The following is a 21,331-nucleotide window of genomic DNA, read 5'->3' on the forward strand; positions in this document are numbered from 1 at the left end:
GATGATTCGCTTTGAAGAAGTCAGTAAGGCTTATCTCGGCGGTCGGCAAGCGCTTCAGGGGGTAGATTTTCATCTGCGTCCGGGAGAAATGGCGTTTCTGACCGGACATTCCGGGGCCGGGAAAAGCACCCTGCTAAAGCTTATTTGTGGTATCGAGCGCCCAAGTGCCGGCCAGATCTGGTTCAGCGGCCATGACATCAGTCGCCTGAAAAACAGCGAAGTGCCGTTTTTGCGCCGCCAGATCGGTATGATCTTTCAGGACCACCACCTGTTGATGGATCGTTCCGTATATGACAACGTGGCCATTCCGTTGATCATCGCCGGGGCCAGCGGAGAAGATATTCGCCGTCGCGTATCTGCCGCGCTGGACAAAGTGGGCCTGCTGGACAAGGCCAAAAGCTATCCGATCCAACTTTCTGGCGGTGAACAGCAGCGTGTAGGCATTGCCCGCGCCGTGGTAAACAAACCTGCCGTTCTGCTGGCTGATGAACCCACCGGTAACCTGGATGATGCTCTGTCGGAAGATATCCTTCGCCTGTTCGAAGAGTTCAACCGTGTTGGCGTCACCGTACTGATGGCAACCCATGACCGGGCGCTGATCGCCCGGCGTAATTATCGCCTGATGACTTTAAATCAGGGACGTTTGCACGGAGGCCAGGGTGGTTAATAAACGCAATTCCCGGACGCCTGCACCCAAAGCGGCAAAACAGAAGCGCCCCTCTAAAAGCAAAGCGCTGAAAGGCGGCTGGCAGGAGCAGTGGCGATATGCGCTGCATGGCTCGCTTTCTGATATGTGGCGTCAACCGTTAGCCACCTTGCTGACGGTGATGGTGATTGCCATCTCACTGACGTTGCCAAGCGTATGCTACATGGTGTGGAAAAACGTCAATCAGGCAGCAGAACAATGGTATCCCGCACCTCAGTTGACGGTTTACCTGAGTAAAACGCTGGATGACGACGCGGCAGAAAATGTTGTGGCGCAGTTGAAGAAAGAAGATGGCGTGGACAAAGTGAATTATCTGTCCCGCGAAGAGGCGATGGGCGAGTTCCGCAACTGGTCTGGTTTTGGTGGCGCGATGGACATGCTGGAGCAGAATCCACTGCCTGCCGTTGCCATCATCACGCCAAAGATGACCTTCCAGAGCAACGACACCATGAATAACCTGCGCGACCGCGTATCGAAAGTGCAGGGCGTGGATGAAGTGAAGATGGATGACAGCTGGTTTGCCCGCCTTGCCGCGCTGACCGGCCTGGTCGGCCAGGTGGCAGCCATGATCGGTATTCTGATGATTGTGGCCGTGTTCCTTGTGATCGGTAACAGCGTGCGGCTCAGTATCTTTGCGCGTCGCGACACCATCAATGTGCAGAAGCTGATTGGCGCAACAGATGGCTTTATTCTGCGGCCTTTCCTTTATGGCGGTGCGTTGCTCGGATTCGCCGGTGCGCTGCTGTCGTTGATCCTTTCAGAAGTCCTGGTGTTCCGTCTGGAAACGGTAGTGACTCAGGTTGCCGCCGTCTTTGGCACCACCTTTAATCTGACCGGTTTAGCCTGGGATGAGAGCCTGCTGCTGCTGCTGGTCTCCGCCATGATTGGCTGGATAGCCGCCTGGCTGGCGACGGTGCAACATTTACGTCGATTTACGCCGCAGTAACCCCTTTACATCTTTTTTGTTATAATCTTCCTCTGTTGCGTGAGTCCCCTGCACAGAGGAAGTTTTTATTCTACACTTCCCCTCCGGAGACTCCCCCTGCCCAGACGGTGTGTAATTTATGCACTGCTGACAGTGAACTTGTGGATAACTTTAGAGTCGAAGTAGCACAGATTGCTTTCATTTCTGGCTGCCGTTCACGTAGGCTTGTGGATTGTGCAGGGAAATGCACAGCATCATTGTTGAAAACAGAGAGGGTTTGAATGACCAAAGAAATGCAAACTTTAGCTATTGCTCCTTTAGGCAACCTGGATTCCTATATCCGTGCTGCCAATGCCTGGCCTATGCTGACGGCAGAAGAGGAAAAAGCGTTGGCTGAACGGCTGCATTACCAGGGCGATCTGGAAGCAGCTAAAACGCTGATCCTGTCTCACCTGCGCTTTGTTGTTCATGTCGCTCGTAACTATTCGGGCTACGGCTTGCCGCAGGCTGATCTGATTCAGGAAGGGAATATCGGCCTGATGAAGGCAGTGCGTCGCTTTAACCCGGAGGTGGGCGTACGTCTGGTCTCTTTTGCGGTGCACTGGATCAAAGCCGAAATTCACGAATATGTCCTGCGTAACTGGCGTATTGTGAAGGTCGCCACCACCAAGGCTCAGCGCAAGCTGTTCTTTAACCTGCGTAAAGCCAAGCAGCGTTTAGGCTGGTTTAATCAGGACGAAGTGGAGATGGTTGCCCGTGAACTGGGTGTTTCCAGCAAAGATGTGCTGGAGATGGAGTCGCGTATGGCGGCCCAGGACATGACTTTCGATCCTACGCCGGATGATGAAGGTGAAGGCCGCTCTATGGCGCCTATGCTCTACCTGCAGGATAAGTCCTCTGACTTTGCCGGTGGCATTGAGGAAGATAACTGGGATGCGCATGCTGCGGATAAACTCAGTGATGCGATGCAGGGTCTTGATGAGCGTAGCCAGGACATTATCCGTGCCCGCTGGCTGGACGATGACAACAAAACCACCCTGCAGGAACTGGCCGATAAATACGGCGTTTCTGCAGAGCGTGTGCGTCAGCTTGAAAAGAACGCGATGAAAAAACTGCGTGTCGCTATCGAAGCGTAAACCACAAGTTAATCAGGAAAGGGCGACTTCGGGTCGCCCTTTCTGTTTCTGCGGCAAAGGCAGCTTTGAAATCTGTAACGTGCCTGGTGTGCAAAATGTCTGACGTGCCTGCTTCTGATGCCGCATCCCGTACTCTGCCGTTCAGATAGCGCTTAGCGCACCTGCCAGCTCCAGCCGTCCCTCTGATCAACAAATCCTCCGTGCTGCATAAACGCGGCCATCGCCAGACGATCTTCCACACCTTTATCCGCCATCCACCATTGAACGATCGCCGGATTGTTTATCAGTAACTCTTCCAGCAGATAACTTCCGACGCCACGGCGACGGGTCACTTCCCGCACGTGAAAATCCACCAGCTCGCCCTGCGTTCCTTTTATCGTGACCTTAACAGCCGCCAGCAGACGGTCATTGAATTTTGCCGCCCAAATTTGCTGGGTTTCGCTCAGTACAGACGCCAGGACAGCCAGATCGCTCTCCGGCCAGATTTTCGCTAAATCAAGCCGGTCCTGCGGGGAGAAGTGTTGCAGTCTGATGATGGTCAGCTTCATAGGGAATACCGCACTAGTACGAAAGGCATATTGTAGCGAAATTACACAAAGAAGGGCGTGTAACTTTTCCTGTACGAATTCAAAGCAATCTGTTTATTGCTCAACTGAAAGGCAGGGTAAATACTTAGGCCTGTTCACAAAGCCAGCATAACGCGCTGGCTGAGCGGCTGAAAAGCCACCATAACTGCCAGTGTTTTGTCCTGTCAGTAGCGGGGGTTTCTGAATGTGTCAGTTGATTTACAGCAGAAAATTCCTGTTTAATAACCTGAAAATTAACACCTTATTATTAAAAATCGCTGCGTTTACCGGTAACTCATTCTTTCTTCGACGATTTATCGACATCCGCCAGCAATAAAAACAGCAATCACAACAGATGGGGTAGTTCGGATGAAAATCAGTAAAGGTAGCGCGTTCCTGGCGGGTTGTGTGGCCCTGGCGATGAGCCACGCAGCCGTAGCGAAAGACATTAAAGTTGCCATTGTTGGCGCAATGTCTGGCCCGGTAGCGCAATATGGCGATATGGAATTCACCGGTGCTAAACAGGCGATTGCCGATATCAATGCCAAAGGTGGCGTGAACGGCGACAAACTGGTTGGCGTGGAATATGACGATGCCTGCGATCCAAAACAGGCCGTGGCCGTAGCCAACAAAGTGATCAACGACGGTATCCGTTACGTCATTGGTCATCTTTGCTCCTCCTCTACGCAGCCTGCTTCTGATATCTATGAAGACGAAGGCATACTGATGATTACCCCGGCTGCAACCAATGCAGACCTGACCACTCGCGGTTACAAGATGATCATGCGTACCACCGGTCTGGACTCAGATCAGGGGCCTACGGCGGCAACGTACATCCTCAGCGAAATCAAACCTCAGCGTATTGCCGTTATCCATGATAAACAGCAGTACGGTGAAGGCCTGGCGCGTTCTGTTCAGGAAAGCCTGAAGAAAAACGGCGGCAACGTGGTGATGTTTGAAGGCATCACGGCAGGAGATAAAGACTTCTCCACGCTGGTAGCGCGCCTGAAGAAAGAGAACGTGGATTTCGTTTACTTCGGCGGTTATTACCCGGAGATGGGCCAGATGCTGCGTCAGGCCCGTGCTGCCGGTCTTAAAACCCAGTTTATGGGACCGGAGGGCGTGGGTAACTCCTCCCTGTCCAACATTGCCGGTGCTGCCTCTGAAGGCATGCTGGTGACGCTGCCTAAGCGTTACGACCAGGTTCCGGCTAACAAAGCCATTGTTGACGCGCTGAAAGCGAAGAAACTGGATTCAACCGGCCCGTTCGTCTGGACCACCTATGCGGCTTTGCAGTCACTGACTACCGGGATGGAACGCAGCAAAAGTGCTGAGCCTGAAGATATCGCGAAGAACCTGAAAGAGGGTGCGCCGGTACCAACCGTAATGGGTGACCTGAGCTGGGATGGCAAAGGCGATCTGAAAGGCTTTGAGTTCGGCATTTTCAAATGGCATGCAGACGGCTCATCAACCGCGGTGAAATAATCCAGTCGGGCTTTGCCTGACGGTCCTTTACCGTGCAGGCCAGCGGTGAAGGCGACGTTGTTGCCAGTAACAGCAAACGTCTGGTGAATGACTCCCGGACGTTTTTTTCATTCTCTCCGCCGAGGCGGATAGAAGTAAGGTATCAAGGTATGTCCGAGCAGTTTCTCTACTTCCTGCAGCAAATGTTCAACGGCGTAACGTTGGGCAGCACCTATGCGCTGATCGCCATCGGTTACACTATGGTGTACGGCATCATCGGCATGATCAACTTCGCCCACGGCGAGGTCTATATGATCGGCAGCTATGTCTCTTTTATCGTGATCGCCGCCCTGATGATGATGGGCATCGACGTCAGCTGGATGCTGATCGGTGCCGGATTTATTGTGGCGATTGTGATCGCCAGCGCCTACGGCTGGAGCATTGAGCGCGTGGCCTATAAACCGGTACGCTCATCGAAGCGTTTGATAGCGCTGATCTCCGCCATCGGGATGTCGATCTTCCTGCAAAACTACGTCAGCCTGACCCAGGGTTCACGCGATCTGGCGCTGCCAAGCCTGATTACCGGACAGTGGACGCTGGGTGAAACCAATGGCTTTGCCGCGACCATCTCCACTATGCAGATTGTAATCTGGGTTGTGACTTTCCTGTCGATGCTGGCATTGACGCTGTTCATTCGCTATTCCCGCATGGGGCGTGCCTGCCGCGCCTGTGCGGAAGACCTGAAAATGGCCAGCCTGCTGGGCATTAACACTGACCGGGTGATCTCCCTGACGTTTGTGATCGGCGCCGCTATGGCTGCTGTCGCGGGCGTATTGTTGGGGCAATTTTACGGCGTGATCAACCCCTACATCGGCTTTATGGCCGGTATGAAAGCCTTTACCGCAGCTGTTCTTGGCGGCATCGGTAGTATTCCTGGCGCGATGCTGGGTGGCCTGATCCTCGGTATTGCTGAAGCCCTGACATCGGCCTATCTCAGCACTGAATACAAAGATGTGGTGTCGTTTGCCCTGCTGATTGTGGTGCTGCTGGTGATGCCAACCGGTATCCTGGGCCGTCCGGAGGTTGAGAAAGTATGAAGCATCTTAACCTGCTTAACGCCATCGCCTCTTCGCTGATGCTGGTGGTGCTGGCTGCCTTCTTTATGGGGATGCGGCTGAATCTGGATGGCACTCATCTGGTCGTAAACAACGCGGGCAGCGTCCGCTGGAACTGGATCGCCACCGGTGCTGCGGTAGTCTTTTTCTTCCAGCTGCTGCGCCCTTTGATGCAGAAAGGCCTGAAAAAAATATCTGGCCCTGCGCTGGTATTACCGGGCATTGATGGCTCAACGCCGAAGCAAAAACTGCTGATGGTGGTGATGATCATTGCCGCTGTGGCCTGGCCTTTCCTCGTCTCCCGGGGAACCGTGGATATCGCCACGCTGACGCTGATTTACGTGATGCTCGGCCTGGGCCTGAACGTGGTGGTGGGGTTGTCTGGCCTTCTGGTTCTGGGTTATGGCGGCTTCTATGCTATCGGCGCTTATACCTTCGCGTTGCTGAACCACTACTACGGCATGAGTTTCTGGGAATGCCTGCCGCTGGCCGGACTGGTAGCCGCCATGTTTGGGCTGTTGCTGGGCTTCCCGGTTCTGCGTTTGCGCGGTGACTATCTGGCGATTGTTACCCTGGGGTTCGGCGAGATTGTGCGTATTTTGCTGCTGAACAACACCGAAATCACCGGCGGCCCGAACGGCATCAGCCAGATCCCGAAACCCTCGTTGTTCGGGCTGGAATTCAACCGCAGCGTCCGCGACGGCGGATGGGATACCTTTCATAACTTCTTCGGGCTGAAATACGATCCCAGCGATCGCATCATCTTCCTCTACATGGTGGCGCTGCTGCTGGTAGTGATCACCCTGTTCGTGATCAACCGCCTGCTGCGTATGCCACTGGGCCGTGCGTGGGAAGCGCTGCGTGAAGATGAAATAGCCTGCCGTTCACTGGGCCTCAGCCCTACGCGCATCAAACTGACTGCTTTTACCATCAGCGCCGCTTTTGCAGGCTTTGCCGGAAGCCTGTTTGCTGCCCGTCAGGGATTTGTCAGCCCGGAATCCTTCACCTTTGCCGAGTCGGCTTTTGTGCTGGCAATCGTGGTGCTGGGCGGTATGGGATCGCAATTTGCGGTCATCCTTGCTGCTATCCTGCTGGTGGTTTCGCGCGAGCTGATGCGCGATCTGAATGAGTACAGCATGCTGGTCCTCGGTGGCCTGATGGTGCTGATGATGATCTGGCGCCCTCAGGGACTGCTGCCGATGAAGCGGCCACATCTGAAGCTGAAGAGTGTGGAAAAAGGAGCGCAGCCATGAAGCCTCTGTTAGCCGTAAATGGCCTGATGATGCGTTTTGGCGGCCTGCTCGCCGTCAACAACGTTGAGCTGGAACTGCGCCCGCAGGAGATCGTCTCGCTGATCGGGCCAAACGGTGCTGGGAAAACCACGGTGTTTAACTGCCTGACCGGCTTCTATCGCCCCACAGGCGGCAGCATCACGCTCCGCGATCGGCAGCTTGCTGGCCTGCCAGGTCAGAAAATTGCCCGGATGGGCATCGTGCGCACTTTCCAGCATGTACGCCTGTTCCGTGAAATGACGGTGATTGAAAACCTGTTGGTGGCTCAGCATCAGCACCTGAAAAGCGGCGTGTTTGCCGGTCTGTTGAAAACGCCTGCCTTCCGTAAAGCGGAAAGTGAAGCGCTGGATCGCGCGGCCACCTGGCTGGAGCGTGTAGGGCTGCTGGACATGGCTAACCGCCAGGCAGGCAACCTGGCTTACGGTCAGCAACGTCGCCTGGAAATCGCCCGCTGCATGGTGACCCGTCCGGAGATCCTGATGCTGGATGAACCCGCAGCCGGACTGAACCCGAGAGAAACTCACGAGCTTGACGAACTGATCGCAGAACTGCGCAGTGAACACAACGTCTCGGTACTGTTGATTGAACATGATATGAAACTGGTAATGGGTATTTCAGACCGCATCTACGTGGTGAATCAGGGCACTCCGCTGGCAAACGGCACGCCGGAAGAGATCCGCAACAACCCGGACGTGATCCGCGCCTATCTGGGAGAAGCCTGATATGAGCATGCTCTCTCTGGAAAACGTCAGCGCCCACTACGGCAAGATTCAGGCGCTGCATAACGTCAGCCTGCACATTAATCAGGGTGAAATCGTCACGCTGATTGGCGCTAACGGCGCAGGCAAAACCACCATTCTGGGCACGCTTTGCGGCGAGCCGAGAGCCACGCAGGGGACGATTACTTTCGACGGTAAAGCGATCACCGGGTGGCAAACAGCGCGGATCATGCGTGAAGCGATCGCTATCGTTCCGGAAGGAAGGCGGGTTTTCTCCCGGATGACCGTGGAAGAGAACCTGGCAATGGGCGGATTTTTTGCCGATCGTCAGCAGTATCAGACGCGCATCAAACGGGTTTATGAACTCTTCCCACGCCTCTATGAACGACGTGTGCAACGCGCTGGCACTATGTCGGGCGGCGAGCAGCAGATGCTCGCCATCGGACGTGCGCTGATGAGCCAGCCACGCCTGCTGCTGCTGGATGAGCCTTCTCTCGGGCTGGCTCCCATTATCATCCAGCAAATCTTCGACACCATTGAGCAACTGCGTCAGGAAGGTATGACCATCTTCCTTGTCGAGCAGAACGCCAATCAGGCGCTGAAGCTGGCTGACCGGGGCTACGTGCTGGAAAACGGCCATGTGGTGCTGGAAGACACCGGCGAAGCCCTGCTGGCCAATGAAGCCGTTCGCAGCGCCTATCTGGGCGGCTAGCTTTCAGGCATGGCTTACCAGGAATCCCGGATGACAAAGCATGGACAGGCAACGCTCAGTATTGGTCGCCGGATTTTTTGCCCTGGACTTGCTTTTACAGGCTACACAGAAATATGAGGCGAGGGGGACATAGCTCGTGAATAAAGCGTCTCGCACCATGGACGGTGCGAGCCGAGCTATCAGGGACGATGCTTTTTGCGTCTTTATGAACGAGCTATGTTCCCCTCGTTGCCCCCGTGCCTACCGACGCATTTTTACGTCTTTATGAACGAGCTATGTTCCCCTCGTTGCCCCCGTGCTTACCGACGCCTTTTTACGTCTTTATGAACGAGCTATGTTCCCCTCGTTTCACCCGTGCCTACCGATGCCTTATCGTCTTTATGAACGAGCTATGCCCCCGAACTTACCGACAACTACGTACCACCTTAAACCCGGTTTTACCGTCACCTGAGTGTCATGTACCCGTCATAAACCCGTTATCTTTCCGTCATTTTCCCGTGTCATGTTACTTCCCGGACAATAAGAACGCGCGAATTCGCGCGAAAACACCGGGCACAGGAAACCGATATGACAGCGTTCTCATTTCGTAAAACCGCACTTTGCGTGGTACTGGGACTGACCTTCAGCGGTCACGCACTGGCTGCAACCGATATTCCATTCTGGCACTCCATGGAAGGCGAACTGGGCGTAGAGGTGGAGTCGCTGGCTAAACGCTTCAACGACTCCCACCCTGACTACAAAATTGTGCCGACCTACAAAGGCAACTACGAACAGAGCCTGGCCGCCGGTATTGCTGCTGTGCGTTCCGGTAAAGCCCCGGCAATCCTGCAGGTTTATGAAGTGGGTACGGCTACCATGATGGCTTCAAAAGCTATTGTGCCGGTCTACGATGTCTTTAAAAACTCGGGCATCACCTTTGATGAAAAACAGTTTGTGCCGACCGTGGCCGGATACTACAGCGACGCCAATGGCCACCTGATTTCTCAGCCCTTCAACAGCTCCACACCGGTGCTCTACTACAACAAAGACGCCTTTAAAAAAGCGGGGCTGAACCCGGACGAACCGCCAAAAACCTGGCAGGAACTGCAAACAGCCGCCGCCGCACTGCGTAAATCGGGAATGACCTGTGGCTACGCCAGTGGCTGGCAGGGATGGATCCAGATTGAAAACTTCAGCGCCTGGCATGGCCTGCCAGTAGCCACCAAAAACAACGGCTTTGACGGCACCGACGCCGCACTGGAATTCAACAAGCCGGTGCAGGTGCGTCATATCCAGATGCTGGAAGAGATGAACAAAAAAGGGGAGTTCACCTACTTTGGCCGCAAAGATGAATCCACCGCCAAGTTCTACAACGGCGATTGTGGCATCACCACGGCCTCTTCCGGCTCTCTGGCTGATATCCGCCACTATGCCAAATTCAACTACGGCGTGGGCATGATGCCGTATGACGCCACCGTACCGAATGCGCCACAGAACGCCATTATTGGCGGGGCGAGCCTGTGGGTGATGAAAGGCAAAGATGCCGACACCTATAAAGGCGTGGCGGAATTTATGCAATTCCTGGCTAAACCAGAGATCGCCGCAGAATGGCACCAGAAAACCGGCTATCTGCCGATCACCACGGCGGCCTATGAACTGACCCGTCAACAGGGCTTCTACGAGAAAAACCCAGGGGCTGACACGGCCACCCGTCAGATGCTGAACAAGCCGCCATTGCCTTTCACCAAAGGAATGCGTCTGGGCAACATGCCGCAAATCCGCACCATAGTCGATGAAGAGCTGGAAGGCGTCTGGACCGGCAAGAAAACGCCTCAGGCTGCACTGGATAACGCGGTCACCCGTGGCAACCTGCTGCTTCGCCGCTTTGAACAGACGGTTAAACAGTAAGCCAGAGAGAGAAAACACCCCTGGCTATCAGGACTATCCCGGCTGGCATGGTATTCCGGCTAAGCCAGCCGGGGATCTCTGACCGCCCTTAAGGGCGATATCTGTTGCAAGGGCGGGAATTCTTTCGCCCGTTTCAGCGTTGAATAACCTATTTCAAGGCGACGTTATGTCTTCTTCCCGTCCCGTATTCCGCTCACGCTGGCTGCCCTATCTGCTGGTGCTGCCCCAGTTGCTGATCACCGTCGTCTTCTTCCTCTGGCCTGCGGGCGAAGCGCTGTGGTATTCGGTACAAAGCGTCGATCCCTTTGGCCTCTCCAGCACGTATGTCGGCATGGAGAATTTCAAACGCCTGATGGGCGACGAGTACTACCTCGACTCTTTTCTGACCACGATGATCTTCAGCGGCCTGGTTACGGTTATCGGTCTGGTGGTATCGCTGTTTTTTGCCGCGCTGGTGGATCACGTAGTGCGCCTTAAACGCTTCTATCAGACACTGTTCTTACTACCCTATGCGGTAGCGCCAGCCGTGGCTGCGGTATTATGGATGTTCCTGTTCAGCCCCGGCCTGGGTCTGATCACCCACTTCCTGCGGTATCTCGGCTACGACTGGAATCATGCACAAAACAGCGGGCAGGCGATGTTCCTGGTGGTGCTGGCCTCCATCTGGCAGCAGATGAGCTACAACTTCCTGTTCTTCTTTGCCGCGCTGCAATCGATCCCAAAATCACTGACCGAAGCCGCAGCCATTGACGGTGCCGGGCCGGTAAGACGGTTTTTCCAGCTCTCACTACCGCTGATAACGCCGGTGGGTTTCTTCCTGGTGGTGGTCAACCTGGTCTATGCCTTCTTCGATACCTTCCCGGTGATCGACGCCGCAACCGGCGGTGGCCCGGTACAGTCCACCACCACGCTGATTTACAAAATCTACCGTGAAGGCTTTGCCGGACTGGATCTCTCCTCTTCCTCCGCACAGTCGGTAGTGCTGATGGTGCTGGTTATTATCCTGACGGTGATCCAGTTCCGCTACGTCGAAAAAGGGTGCGTTACCAATGATTGAGAACCGACGCGGGCTGACGCTCTTCAGCCATGTGATGTTGGGGCTGGGCATTCTGACCGTCCTGTTCCCGCTCTACGTGGCGTTTGTCGCCGCCAGCCTGAGCAACAGTGAAGTCTTTCAGGTGCCGATGACGCTGATCCCTGGCCGCCATCTTCTGGAAAACATGGCTAACATCTGGCAGCACGGCGTAGCGCAGAACAGTGCACCCTTTGGCGTGATGCTGATGAACAGCGCGATTATGGCGTTGTGCATCACTGCCGGAAAAATCACCGTCTCGATCCTCTCCGCTTTTGCACTGGTGTGGTTCCGTTTCCCGCTGCGCTCGCTGTTTTTCTGGATGATATTTATCACCCTGATGCTGCCGGTTGAGGTCAGGATCTTCCCCACCGTAGAGGTGATTTCCAGCCTGAATATGCTCGACAGCTACAGCGGATTAACGCTGCCGCTGATGGCTTCCGCCACGGCGACTTTCCTGTTCCGTCAGTTCTTTATGACCCTGCCTGATGAGCTGATCGAGGCGGCACGCATTGATGGAGCCAGCCCGATGCGCTTTTTCTGGGACATCGTCCTGCCGCTGTCGAAAACCAATCTGGCGGCGCTGTTCGTAATCACCTTTATCTACGGCTGGAATCAATACATGTGGCCGCTGCTGATCATCAGTGAGGCCGATTTGGGCACCGCCGTAGCCGGCATCCGCAGCATGATTGGCAACGGCGATGGATCCACCCAGTGGAATCTGGTGATGGCGGCGATGCTGCTGACCATGATCCCACCGATTGTGATTGTTTTAGTGATGCAGCGCGCCTTTGTTCGCGGGCTGGTAGAGAGTGAGAAATAATATGGCAGGCGTAAAACTTCAGGCCGTCACCAAATCCTACGACGGCAAAAACCAGATTATTCAACCGCTGGATGTGATAATCCGTGATGGCGAATTTGTGGTGATGGTCGGCCCTTCCGGCTGCGGAAAATCCACGCTCTTAAGGATGGTCGCCGGGCTTGAGCAGGTCACCAGCGGTGATATTTACATCGACAACCAGCGCGTCACACAGATGGAGCCGAAAGATCGGGGCATTGCGATGGTGTTCCAGAACTACGCCCTCTATCCGCACATGAGCGTGGAGCAGAACATGGCCTATGGCCTGAAAATCCGCGGCATGGGCAAAGAGCATATCCGCCAGCGAGTGCTGGAAACCGCAAAAAGCCTGGAACTTGATGCGCTGCTCGATCGTCGTCCCCGCGAACTTTCGGGCGGGCAACGCCAGCGTGTGGCAATGGGCAGGGCGATTGTGCGTGAACCAGCGGTATTTCTGTTCGATGAACCCTTGTCAAACCTGGATGCCCGGCTGCGGGTGCAGATGCGGCTTGAGCTTCAGCAACTGCATCGCCGCCTGAAAACCACCAGTCTGTATGTCACTCATGATCAGGTGGAGGCGATGACCCTGGCACAGCGAGTGATGGTAATGAACAAAGGCGTGCTGGAACAGTCAGGGACGCCGGTAGAAGTGTATGAGCGCCCGGCAACCCGCTTTGTTGCCAGCTTTATCGGCGCGCCTTCCATGAACCTGCTGGAGGGTGAGATGAATGATGATGGCTCGCGTCTGACATTGTCGGAAGGGTTTGCCCTACCTCTGGCTCAGGCCAGAGCGCGCTGGGCAAACAGGTCATTGACGCTGGGGATTCGTCCGGAACATATTAAGCTCTCGTCACAACAGGCTGGCGGCCTGCCGCTGGTGGTGGAGACGCTGGAGATGCTGGGCGCAGACAATCTGGCGCATGGCAAACTGGGCGGCCGCAATGTGGTGGTCCGGCTGCCGCACATTGAGCGTCCGACACCTGGCAGCATGTTATGGCTGCATCTGCCTGCAGAATCGCTACACTTCTTTGACACCCTTAATGGACAACGGCTCGAATGAGAAATAAAGCCTGGCCTTACCCGGCCATTGTTGCGCACCGTGGCGGGGGCAAACTGGCCCCGGAAAATACCCTTGCGGGCATCGACGTGGGCGCAAAACTGGGCCACAAGATGATCGAATTTGATGTGAAACTGTCGCAGGATGGCGAAATTTTCCTGCTGCATGATGACACGCTGGACAGGACCAGTAATGGCTGGGGGATCGCCGGTCAGTTGCCCTGGGAAAAGCTGGTACAGCTGGATGTGGGAGGCTGGTATGGCAAAGATTTCGCCGATCAGCGACTGCCGTTGCTCTCCCAGGTTGCTAAGCGTTGTGCAAGTTATCAGATGATGGCCAATATCGAAATCAAACCGACTTCCGGACTTGAAGCTGAAACCGGGCGGGCGGTGGCACTTGCCGCGCGGGATCTCTGGCATACCCAGACCACGCCATTGCTCTCTTCTTTCTCCTTTATCGCGCTGGAAGCGGCTAAAGAAGCCGCGCCGGAACTGCCTCGCGGGTTATTGCTGGATGAGTGGGATGAAAACTGGCAGGCATTGACCGAAACGCTGGCGTGCGTCTCCATCCACCTCAATTATCGGGTGCTGACTGAACAGAGAGTCGCAGAGTTAAAAGCGGCTGGGCTGCGGATTCTGGTTTATACGGTAAACAGCCCGGAGCAGGCAAAGAAACTGCTGAAGTGGGGCGTCGATGCTATCTGTACTGACCGCATCGACACCCTGGGTCCGAATTTCCCGCAGGCTTAATTATTGTTCTGCTGAACTGGCGGCTGGGTATTGTTACCCGGCTGCGATTGCAGCACGCGCTGAGAGGCACTGTTGCGCTGTTCCTGAACTTTACGCTGCATATCCTGGCTTTGACGCTGCTGATCCTGCTGTAACTTCAGTTTTTGCTGGGACTGCTGCGCCTGCATATGTTGCTGTGTCCGTTGAGTGCTTGGATTGTAACCCGGCTGGTTCGGATTATTGTTATTCAACATGTTTGCCATGCCGCTTAACGGCACCAGTGCGGCAAAAATAATTAACCATTTCATAAACTGCCCTCCATGTTTCTTCCCTCAAGTGTATGCCAGGCGCGTAAAAGCGGCGCCAGGAGTTGACTGATTTTCACTGTCTGCTCGCCTTTTCTTTTATTTCGTACACACTTACCAGCGGTAAACAAACGTAAATAATCATGAAGAGGTGAAGATGACTGGACAAGGTAAGTGGGCGCGGTTCGCCGGGCCGCTGATGATCGGGTTGTTTCTCTGGCAGGGAGCGCACGCTGCCCCTGCTGCACCCGCCGTTTCTTATGGGGTGGATGCGGACACTTTTCATCCGGTAAAAGAGCAGCACGGGATGGTGGCGTCGGTGGATGCCACCGCCACTCAGGTGGGGGTGGATATCCTCAAGCAGGGCGGCAATGCGGTTGATGCAGCCATTGCCGTTGGCTATGCGCTGGCAGTGACTCACCCACAGGCCGGTAATCTGGGCGGCGGAGGCTTTATGATGCTGCGTACGGCCTCTGGCCGCACCACGGCGATCGATTTCCGTGAAATGGCCCCGACCAGAGCCAGCCGCGATATGTTTCTGGATGCGCAGGGCAATGCCGACAGTAAAAAATCCCTGACCTCTCATCTCGCTTCTGGCGTTCCGGGCACGGTGGCAGGCTTTGCGCTGGCTAGTAAAGAATATGGCACCCTGCCTCTGAGCCAGCTTATCCAGCCAGCGATCAAACTGGCAAGCCAGGGCATTGAGGTGAATCAGGCTCTGGCTGATGACCTTAAGGTCTACGGCAAGGAGGTGCTGATCGCTCATCCCAACAGTAAAGCCATTTTCTACAAAAAGGATGGCATGCCTTACGCACGGGGTGAGAAGCTGGTCCAGCGTAATCTGGCACACAGTCTGGAGCTGATCGCAAAGCAGGGGCCGGATGCCTTCTATAAAGGCGAGATCGCCGATCAGATCGATCGTGAAATGGCAGCGAACGGCGGCCTGATCAGCAAAGCTGACATGGCAAAGTACAAGGCGGTGGAGCGTAAGCCGATCGGCGGCACTTATCGCGGATATGAAGTCTTCTCTATGCCGCCTCCTTCTTCGGGAGGGATCCATATTGTGCAAATCCTGAATATCCTGGAAAACTTTGACCTGGCGAAAATGGGCTTTGGCAGCGCGGATGCCATGCAGGTGATGGCTGAGGCGGAGAAGTATGCCTATGCTGACCGCTCGGAATATCTGGGCGATCCGGACTTTGTTAAGGTGCCGTGGCAGGCGCTTACCAGCAAAGCCTATGCAAAATCGCTGGCGCAGCAGATCGACGTGAATAAAGCGCGACCTTCTTCAGAAATTAAACCGGGCAAACTGGCTCCTTATGAAAGCAACCAGACCACGCATTTCTCCGTGGTAGATAAGCAGGGTAACGCGGTGGCGGTGACCTATACGCTGAATACCTATTTTGGTAGCGGCATTGTGGCAGGCAACAGCGGCATCCTGATGAACAATGAAATGGATGACTTCTCGGCCAAACCAGGGACGCCAAACGTTTATGGTCTGGTGGGGGGAGAGGCCAACGCAGTCGGGCCTTATAAGCGTCCGCTCTCCTCTATGTCGCCGACTATTGTGGCTAAAGACGGTAAAACCTGGCTGGTTACCGGCAGCCCGGGTGGCAGCCGCATCATCACAACCGTGCTGCAAATGGTGGTGAACAGCATCGATTACGGGATGAATATTGCAGAGGCGACCAATGCGCCACGCTTCCATCATCAGTGGCTTCCGGATCAGCTGCGGGTGGAGAAGGGCTTCAGCCCGGATACCCTGAAGCTGCTGGAAGCTAAAGGTCAGCATGTGAAGGTGCAGCCTGCGATGGGCAGCACGCAGAGTATTATGATTGGGCCGGACGGCACGCTGTATGGCGCGTCGGATCCCCGCTCCATTGATGATTTAACTGCAGGTTATTAATCACTGAAAGGAGAGCCCCGGATGAGGTATGTTTCCGGGGCTCAATAAGGACTGACGATCTCAGCCGTTGTTCCTCAGGGCAGGGTAGAAATGTTTATCAGCTCACTTTCAACTGACACCGGCTATTCCTAACTATCCCCCTGCTTGTCATAACCTTCTACCCCAGGCCAAACCGGGCCATATAGAGCGCATCAACCTGCTGCCCATTCCGCACGGCATAACGGCGGGCCACGCCTTCAGTCACAAAACCGAACTTTTCGTAAAGCGCGATGGCTGTGGCGTTGTCGGCAAATACGGTCAGCTCAATACGTTCGACGGCGAGCCAGTTATCGCAAAGGTTAATCATCTCCTGCATTAATGCTGTTGCCACGCCTTTGCCGCGCTGGTGGCAATCCACGCAAATCCCAAATGATGCGGTATGTCGGCGGCGGGCACGACTGTTCACTTCCAGCGTCAAATCACCAACCACCACGTTATCGATACAGGCCACCAGACGGTGCAGACCGGCACGGGAAGTCTCCACGCGTTCCTGCCAGGTTTGCAGAGAGGGATGAGGGAGTTGGAGCGTATCAGCGTAGGTTTCGGGCTGGCTCATAATGCGTTGCAGTGCTTCTGCATCGCCCTTTTCCGCATGACGTATCACAATCTCACGCATTGTCTCTCTCCTTGTTGAATGGTAATCCTCTTTAAGATCATGGGCTTTAGCTGATAAATCAAGCAAAAAAATACTTTACAAGTGCGAATGATAATGATTATTATTGTCATGCGTTCCCGACATGGGCTTCACGGACCAACGGGAAAGCACGACATTGCTCACATTGCTTCCAAGTATTATTTAGCCAGCTCGGGTGCTGGCTTTTTTTTTGCCTGCTATTTGCCCTCCTCAGCACGCCTGAATATTCCGCCTGTTTTTAATCGAAATATTTGAACAGAGAAGACAATTTTCTCCGCTATCATCGCTTTTAGATCAGGTCCAGACTGTGTGAAAACGTTGAGGAGGATTGAATATGATTTACTTACGCAAAGCACAGGAACGCGGTCATGCTAATCATGGCTGGCTGGACAGCTATCACACGTTTTCTTTCGCGAACTATTATGACGCCAACTTCATGGGCTTCTCGGCGTTGCGCGTTATCAACGAAGACGTGATCGATGGCGGTCAGGGATTTGGCACTCATCCCCACAAAGATATGGAAATTCTGACCTACGTGCTTTCCGGTACGGTCGAGCACGAAGACAGCATGGGTAACAAAGAGCAGATCCCAGCCGGTGAGTTTCAGATCATGAGCGCCGGAACCGGTGTGCGTCATTCCGAGTACAACGCCAGTAAAGAAGTGCCTTTGCACCTTTACCAGATCTGGATTATCCCGGAAGAAACCGGCATAGAGCCACGTTACGCTCAGCGCCGTTTCGACGATGTGCAGGGCCGCCAGCTGGTGCTGTCACCGGATGCGCGTGAGGGCTCGCTGAAGGTGTTCCAGGATATGACGCTGTCCCGTTGGGCTTTGAAACAGGGCGAGCAGGGTACTGTAAACGTGGAGTCAGGTCGCCGTATCTGGATCCAGGTGGTTAAGGGTGACGTGACTGTTAACGGTGAAAAAGCCTCAACCAGCGATGCCTTTGCGATTTGGGATGAAGCTGCGCTGGAGATTGTTGCCGGTAGCGATGCGGAAATCCTGCTGTTTGATCTGCCTGCGGTTTAAGTTCGTCACACTTTGGGTGCGGTTTACCGCACCCTTCACCGTTTATCAGCCATTTTTGTTACACTCTTCTTATCTCTCCTCAAATCCCTTTTGAACATGAAGAAGAAAAGACCGGTATTACAGGATGTTGCCGATCGTGTGGGCATCACTAAAATGACCGTTAGTCGCTATCTGCGCAATCCCGATCAGGTCTCTGTCGCGCTACAGAGCCGCATCGCCGAAGCGCTGGATGAGCTGGGTTATATCCCCAATAAAGCCCCCGATATTTTGTCTAATGCCACCAGCCGGGCTATTGGCGTTTTGCTGCCTTCACTGACTAACCAGGTCTTTGCTGATGTCCTGCGTGGCATTGAGGCCGTCACCGATGCTGCGGGATACCAGACGATGCTGGGCCATTTCGGCTACAGTGCAGAAAAAGAAGAACTTCAGATCCGCTCGCTGCTTGGCTGGAACATCGATGGATTAATCCTCACCGAACGCACCCACACACCCGCCAGCCTGAGAATGATTGAAACAGCCGGCATCCCGGTGATTGAGATGATGGATTGTGTCTCACCCTGTCTGGATATGGCCGTGGGGTTTGATAACGTTGAAGCGGCGCGGCAGATGACCCATGCGATCCTTAAAAAAGGTCACCGGCGCACCGTCTATCTCGGGGCGCGGCTGGATGAGCGAACGCTGCTTAAACAGCAGGGTTATGAGCAGGCGATGCGTGAAGCCAGCCTTGAGCCCCGCAGCATCATGAGAGAAGAAGCTTCCTCCTTTTCCATGGGTGGCCTGCTTCTGCAGGAAGCTCAAAAACACTATCCCGACACCGACAGCCTGTTTTGTACCAACGATGACCTGGCGATAGGCGCGATGTTTGAATGCCAGCGTCAGGGACTTCGTGTTCCCCAGGAGATGGCGATAGCGGGTTTTCACGGCCATGATATTACTCAGGTGGTAACACCTGTACTGGCAACGGTGGTGACGCCGCGTGAAGAGATGGGGCGGGAATCTGCTGCCCTGCTGCTGGCCAGCATCCGCGGCCAGCAGGCTGACGTAAAGCAGGTGAATGTCGGTTTCGCGATTTCAGAAGGGGGCAGCATCTGAGCCTGGCTCGGCGGTTAACCTCAGAGGGGCATTAAGAGAGACTTTGTCTCTTTGTGCCCCTGAACTCTGAAACTCTCATTTCTTTGAACCACTTCACATTTACCAGCTTTTTCCTCCCCAGCTGTTGCCTTCGTGCGTGGCCGTCCAGACAATGTTACCGATAACAATGCAGGAATTTCCTGACGGCCCTCTTCACTGACTTCTTTGCCGGAGCATAAATAATGAAACCTACCCTCTCGTCCCGTCACGTTTTCGTGCTTATGGGCGTATCCGGAAGTGGCAAATCAGCGGTGGCTAATGCCGTTGCACACCAGCTGAAAGCGGCGTTTCTTGACGGGGATTTCCTTCATCCTCGCGCCAACATTCAGAAAATGGCGGAAGGTCATCCGCTGAATGATGACGATCGCAAGCCGTGGCTGGAAGCGATAAACGATGCCGCTTTTGCCATGCAGCGCACCAACGATGTATCGTTGATTGTCTGCTCAGCCCTGAAAAAGCAGTACCGGGATATCCTGCGCAAGGGCAATGACAATCTTTCGTTCGTCTATCTGAAAGGTGACTTCGACACCATTGAATCCCGTCTGCGCGCACGTAAAGGTCACTTTTTCAAGCCGCAGATGCTGGTAACCCAGTTCGAAACGCTGGAAGAGCCGGGCAATGATGAGCGCGGCGTGCTGGTGGTGGATATTAATCAAACGCTGGATGAGGTTGTGGCTGCCACCATTGCCACCATCGAAGGTGCAATAAAACAATAAGTTGGATGTAATGGCTACTGCAACACTGGTTTTGACAGCAGCGGGTTCTGTTTTACTGCTGCTGTTTCTGGTTATGAAAGCGCGTATGCACGCTTTTGTTGCCCTGATGTTAGTCTCCGTTGGTGCCGGTATTTTCTCCGGCATGCCCCTCGATAAAATTGCCGACACCATGCAAAAAGGCATGGGCGGCACCCTCGGATTCCTCGCTATCGTGGTCGCGCTGGGCGCGATGTTCGGCAAAATTCTGCATGAAACCGGTGCGGTCGATCAGATCGCCATCAAAATGCTGAAAACCTTCGGGGAAAGCCGGGCACACTATGCGATGGGCATTGCAGGCCTGATCTGCGCACTGCCTCTGTTCTTTGAGGTGGCGATCGTGCTGCTGATCAGTATCGCTTTCGCCGTTGCGCGCCGCACGCATGATAATCTGGTCAAACTGGTTATCCCTCTGTTTGCCGGCGTGGCAGCTTCTGCGGCCTTCCTGCTGCCGGGGCCAGCCCCGATGCTGCTGGCTTCTCAGATGCATGTCGATTTTGGCTGGATGATCCTGCTTGGCCTCTGTGCGGCTATTCCCAGCATGCTGATTGCCGGCCCGTTGTTCGGTAACTTTATCAGTCGCCATGTTAAGTTCACGCTGCCTACCGAGACCACCCATCCGGAATTTGACGAGAGCAAATTGCCTTCGTTCGGTTTCAGCCTGTCGCTGATCCTGTTCCCGCTGGTGCTGGTAGGGCTGAAAACTATCGGCGCCCGCTTTACCGCACCGGGGTCAACGCTCTATGAATGGCTCGAATTCATTGGGCATCCGTTTATCGCCATCCTGCTGGCTTGCCTGGTTGCCATCTACGGTCTGGCTTACCGCCAGGGCATGGATAAAGAGCGTGTGATGCAGATTTGTGGCAGCGCCCTGCAGCCAGCCGGGATTATTCTGCTGGTGATTGGTGCCGGTGGCGTATTTAAGCAGGTGCTGGTGGATTCAGGCGTTGGCCCGGCGCTGGGCAATGCATTAACCGGAGCCGGACTGCCCGTGGCGCTGGCGTGCTTTATCCTGGCCGGCGCGGTGCGCATCATTCAGGGTTCAGCAACGGTAGCCTGCCTGACAGCGGTAGGCTTGATCATGCCAGTGATTGAACCGCTGCATTACTCTGGCGCGCAGATGGCAGCGCTGTCGATCTGCATCGCCGGTGGCTCAATAATCTTCAGCCACGTCAACGATGCTGGTTTCTGGTTGTTTGGCCGCTTTACTGGCGCAACAGAAGCGCAGACGCTAAAAACCTGGACGATGATGGAAACCATTCTGGGCACCGTGGGCGCGGTGGTCGGCATGATTGCTTTCGAGTTGCTGTCTTAAAG

At 54.7% G+C, this 21,331-nt stretch carries 20 protein-coding genes and 1 pseudogene; 18 read left to right on the forward strand and 3 right to left on the reverse strand.

The annotated features are described in order from the left end of the window. Position 1 precedes the first annotated feature (1 nt). The 3 genes from ftsE (at position 2) to rpoH (ending at position 2,767) form a co-directional block, all read left to right on the forward strand. Positions 2–667, forward strand: a complete 666-nt coding sequence (gene ftsE, locus VRC33_RS01425; protein ID WP_338560119.1) for a cell division ATP-binding protein FtsE — start codon at positions 2–4, stop codon at positions 665–667. Further along, positions 660–1,652 carry a permease-like cell division protein FtsX gene (gene ftsX / locus VRC33_RS01430; protein WP_338560122.1) on the forward strand — a complete coding sequence of 331 codons (993 nt, stop codon included), beginning with the start codon at positions 660–662 and terminating at the stop codon, positions 1,650–1,652. Before ftsE ends, ftsX begins: the two co-directional genes overlap by 8 nt. A gap of 260 nt (positions 1,653–1,912) precedes the next feature. Further along, complete coding sequence (gene rpoH / locus VRC33_RS01435; RefSeq protein WP_147200179.1) at positions 1,913–2,767, forward strand: RNA polymerase sigma factor RpoH; 855 nt, start codon at positions 1,913–1,915, stop codon at positions 2,765–2,767. Between the two features lie 152 nt (positions 2,768–2,919). Here the strand turns inward: rpoH and panM are convergent, their stop codons facing one another. Beyond that, the gene (panM, locus tag VRC33_RS01440) at positions 2,920–3,315 is read right to left on the reverse strand and encodes an aspartate 1-decarboxylase autocleavage activator PanM (protein WP_338560125.1); all 396 of its coding nucleotides are present in this window, start codon (positions 3,313–3,315) and stop codon (positions 2,920–2,922) included. 387 nt (positions 3,316–3,702) lie between these two features. Between panM and VRC33_RS01445 the strand changes: the two genes are divergently transcribed. From VRC33_RS01445 to ugpQ, 10 genes and pseudogenes are all read left to right on the forward strand, one after another. Further along, a complete protein-coding gene (locus tag VRC33_RS01445) occupies positions 3,703–4,818 on the forward strand; it encodes a branched-chain amino acid ABC transporter substrate-binding protein (RefSeq protein ID WP_338560128.1) in 1,116 nt (371 codons plus the stop codon). 149 nt (positions 4,819–4,967) lie between these two features. After that, positions 4,968–5,894: a high-affinity branched-chain amino acid ABC transporter permease LivH gene (gene livH, locus VRC33_RS01450; RefSeq protein ID WP_338560130.1), complete on the forward strand. Its 927-nt coding sequence runs from the start codon at positions 4,968–4,970 to the stop codon at positions 5,892–5,894. Then, positions 5,891–7,165, forward strand: a complete 1,275-nt coding sequence (locus tag VRC33_RS01455; RefSeq protein ID WP_338560133.1) for a high-affinity branched-chain amino acid ABC transporter permease LivM — start codon at positions 5,891–5,893, stop codon at positions 7,163–7,165. The genes livH and VRC33_RS01455 overlap by 4 nt, the downstream gene beginning before the upstream one ends. Then, complete coding sequence (livG, locus tag VRC33_RS01460) at positions 7,162–7,926, forward strand: high-affinity branched-chain amino acid ABC transporter ATP-binding protein LivG (RefSeq protein ID WP_338560135.1); 765 nt, start codon at positions 7,162–7,164, stop codon at positions 7,924–7,926. The genes VRC33_RS01455 and livG overlap by 4 nt, the downstream gene beginning before the upstream one ends. Position 7,927: 1 nt before the next feature. Then, a complete protein-coding gene (gene livF, locus VRC33_RS01465) occupies positions 7,928–8,635 on the forward strand; it encodes a high-affinity branched-chain amino acid ABC transporter ATP-binding protein LivF (RefSeq protein ID WP_338560138.1) in 708 nt (235 codons plus the stop codon). Positions 8,636–9,202: 567 nt separating this feature from the next. Continuing rightward, positions 9,203–10,522, forward strand: a complete 1,320-nt coding sequence (ugpB, locus tag VRC33_RS01470; protein ID WP_338560142.1) for a sn-glycerol-3-phosphate ABC transporter substrate-binding protein UgpB — start codon at positions 9,203–9,205, stop codon at positions 10,520–10,522. A gap of 166 nt (positions 10,523–10,688) precedes the next feature. Further along, positions 10,689–11,575 (forward strand): annotated as a pseudogene (gene ugpA, locus VRC33_RS01475) (sn-glycerol-3-phosphate ABC transporter permease UgpA). Then, a complete protein-coding gene (gene ugpE, locus VRC33_RS01480; RefSeq protein ID WP_338560144.1) occupies positions 11,572–12,417 on the forward strand; it encodes a sn-glycerol-3-phosphate ABC transporter permease UgpE in 846 nt (281 codons plus the stop codon). Before ugpA ends, ugpE begins: the two are co-directional and overlap by 4 nt. A gap of 1 nt (position 12,418) precedes the next feature. After that, the gene (locus VRC33_RS01485; protein WP_338560146.1) at positions 12,419–13,492 is read left to right on the forward strand and encodes a sn-glycerol-3-phosphate import ATP-binding protein UgpC; all 1,074 of its coding nucleotides are present in this window, start codon (positions 12,419–12,421) and stop codon (positions 13,490–13,492) included. Then, positions 13,489–14,238 carry a glycerophosphodiester phosphodiesterase gene (ugpQ, locus tag VRC33_RS01490; RefSeq protein ID WP_338560148.1) on the forward strand — a complete coding sequence of 250 codons (750 nt, stop codon included), beginning with the start codon at positions 13,489–13,491 and terminating at the stop codon, positions 14,236–14,238. Before VRC33_RS01485 ends, ugpQ begins: the two co-directional genes overlap by 4 nt. Here ugpQ and VRC33_RS01495 read toward each other — a convergent pair. Continuing rightward, positions 14,235–14,525 (reverse strand): DUF2756 domain-containing protein, encoded by a 291-nt coding sequence (locus tag VRC33_RS01495; RefSeq protein ID WP_338560150.1) that lies wholly within the window; start codon positions 14,523–14,525, stop codon positions 14,235–14,237. The two genes, ugpQ and VRC33_RS01495, sit on opposite strands and share 4 nt — an antisense overlap. A 196-nt stretch (positions 14,526–14,721) precedes the next feature. On the opposite strand from VRC33_RS01495, the gene ggt reads away from it, so the two are divergent. Next, positions 14,722–16,428, forward strand: coding sequence for a gamma-glutamyltransferase (ggt, locus tag VRC33_RS01500; RefSeq protein WP_338564410.1), 1,707 nt, complete (start codon positions 14,722–14,724; stop codon positions 16,426–16,428). A 157-nt stretch (positions 16,429–16,585) separates the two neighbouring features. Here the strand turns inward: ggt and VRC33_RS01505 are convergent, their stop codons facing one another. Further along, entirely contained in the window at positions 16,586–17,083 is a 498-nt protein-coding gene (locus VRC33_RS01505; protein WP_338560152.1) for a GNAT family N-acetyltransferase, read from the reverse strand. Positions 17,084–17,435: 352 nt separating this feature from the next. Between VRC33_RS01505 and VRC33_RS01510 the strand changes: the two genes are divergently transcribed. The 4 genes from VRC33_RS01510 (at position 17,436) to gntU (ending at position 21,329) form a co-directional block, all read left to right on the forward strand. After that, a complete protein-coding gene (locus VRC33_RS01510) occupies positions 17,436–18,131 on the forward strand; it encodes a pirin family protein (protein ID WP_338560154.1) in 696 nt (231 codons plus the stop codon). 96 nt (positions 18,132–18,227) lie between these two features. After that, a complete protein-coding gene (gene gntR / locus VRC33_RS01515; protein WP_338560157.1) occupies positions 18,228–19,223 on the forward strand; it encodes a gluconate operon transcriptional repressor GntR in 996 nt (331 codons plus the stop codon). A 221-nt stretch (positions 19,224–19,444) separates the two neighbouring features. Further along, positions 19,445–19,978, forward strand: a complete 534-nt coding sequence (gntK, locus tag VRC33_RS01520; RefSeq protein ID WP_338560159.1) for a gluconokinase — start codon at positions 19,445–19,447, stop codon at positions 19,976–19,978. A gap of 10 nt (positions 19,979–19,988) precedes the next feature. Beyond that, positions 19,989–21,329: a gluconate transporter gene (gene gntU / locus VRC33_RS01525; RefSeq protein WP_338560161.1), complete on the forward strand. Its 1,341-nt coding sequence runs from the start codon at positions 19,989–19,991 to the stop codon at positions 21,327–21,329. The last annotated feature ends 2 nt before the right edge of the window (positions 21,330–21,331 follow it).

Source organism: Erwinia sp. E_sp_B01_1 (assembly GCF_036865545.1).
GTDB lineage: Bacteria > Pseudomonadota > Gammaproteobacteria > Enterobacterales > Enterobacteriaceae > Erwinia.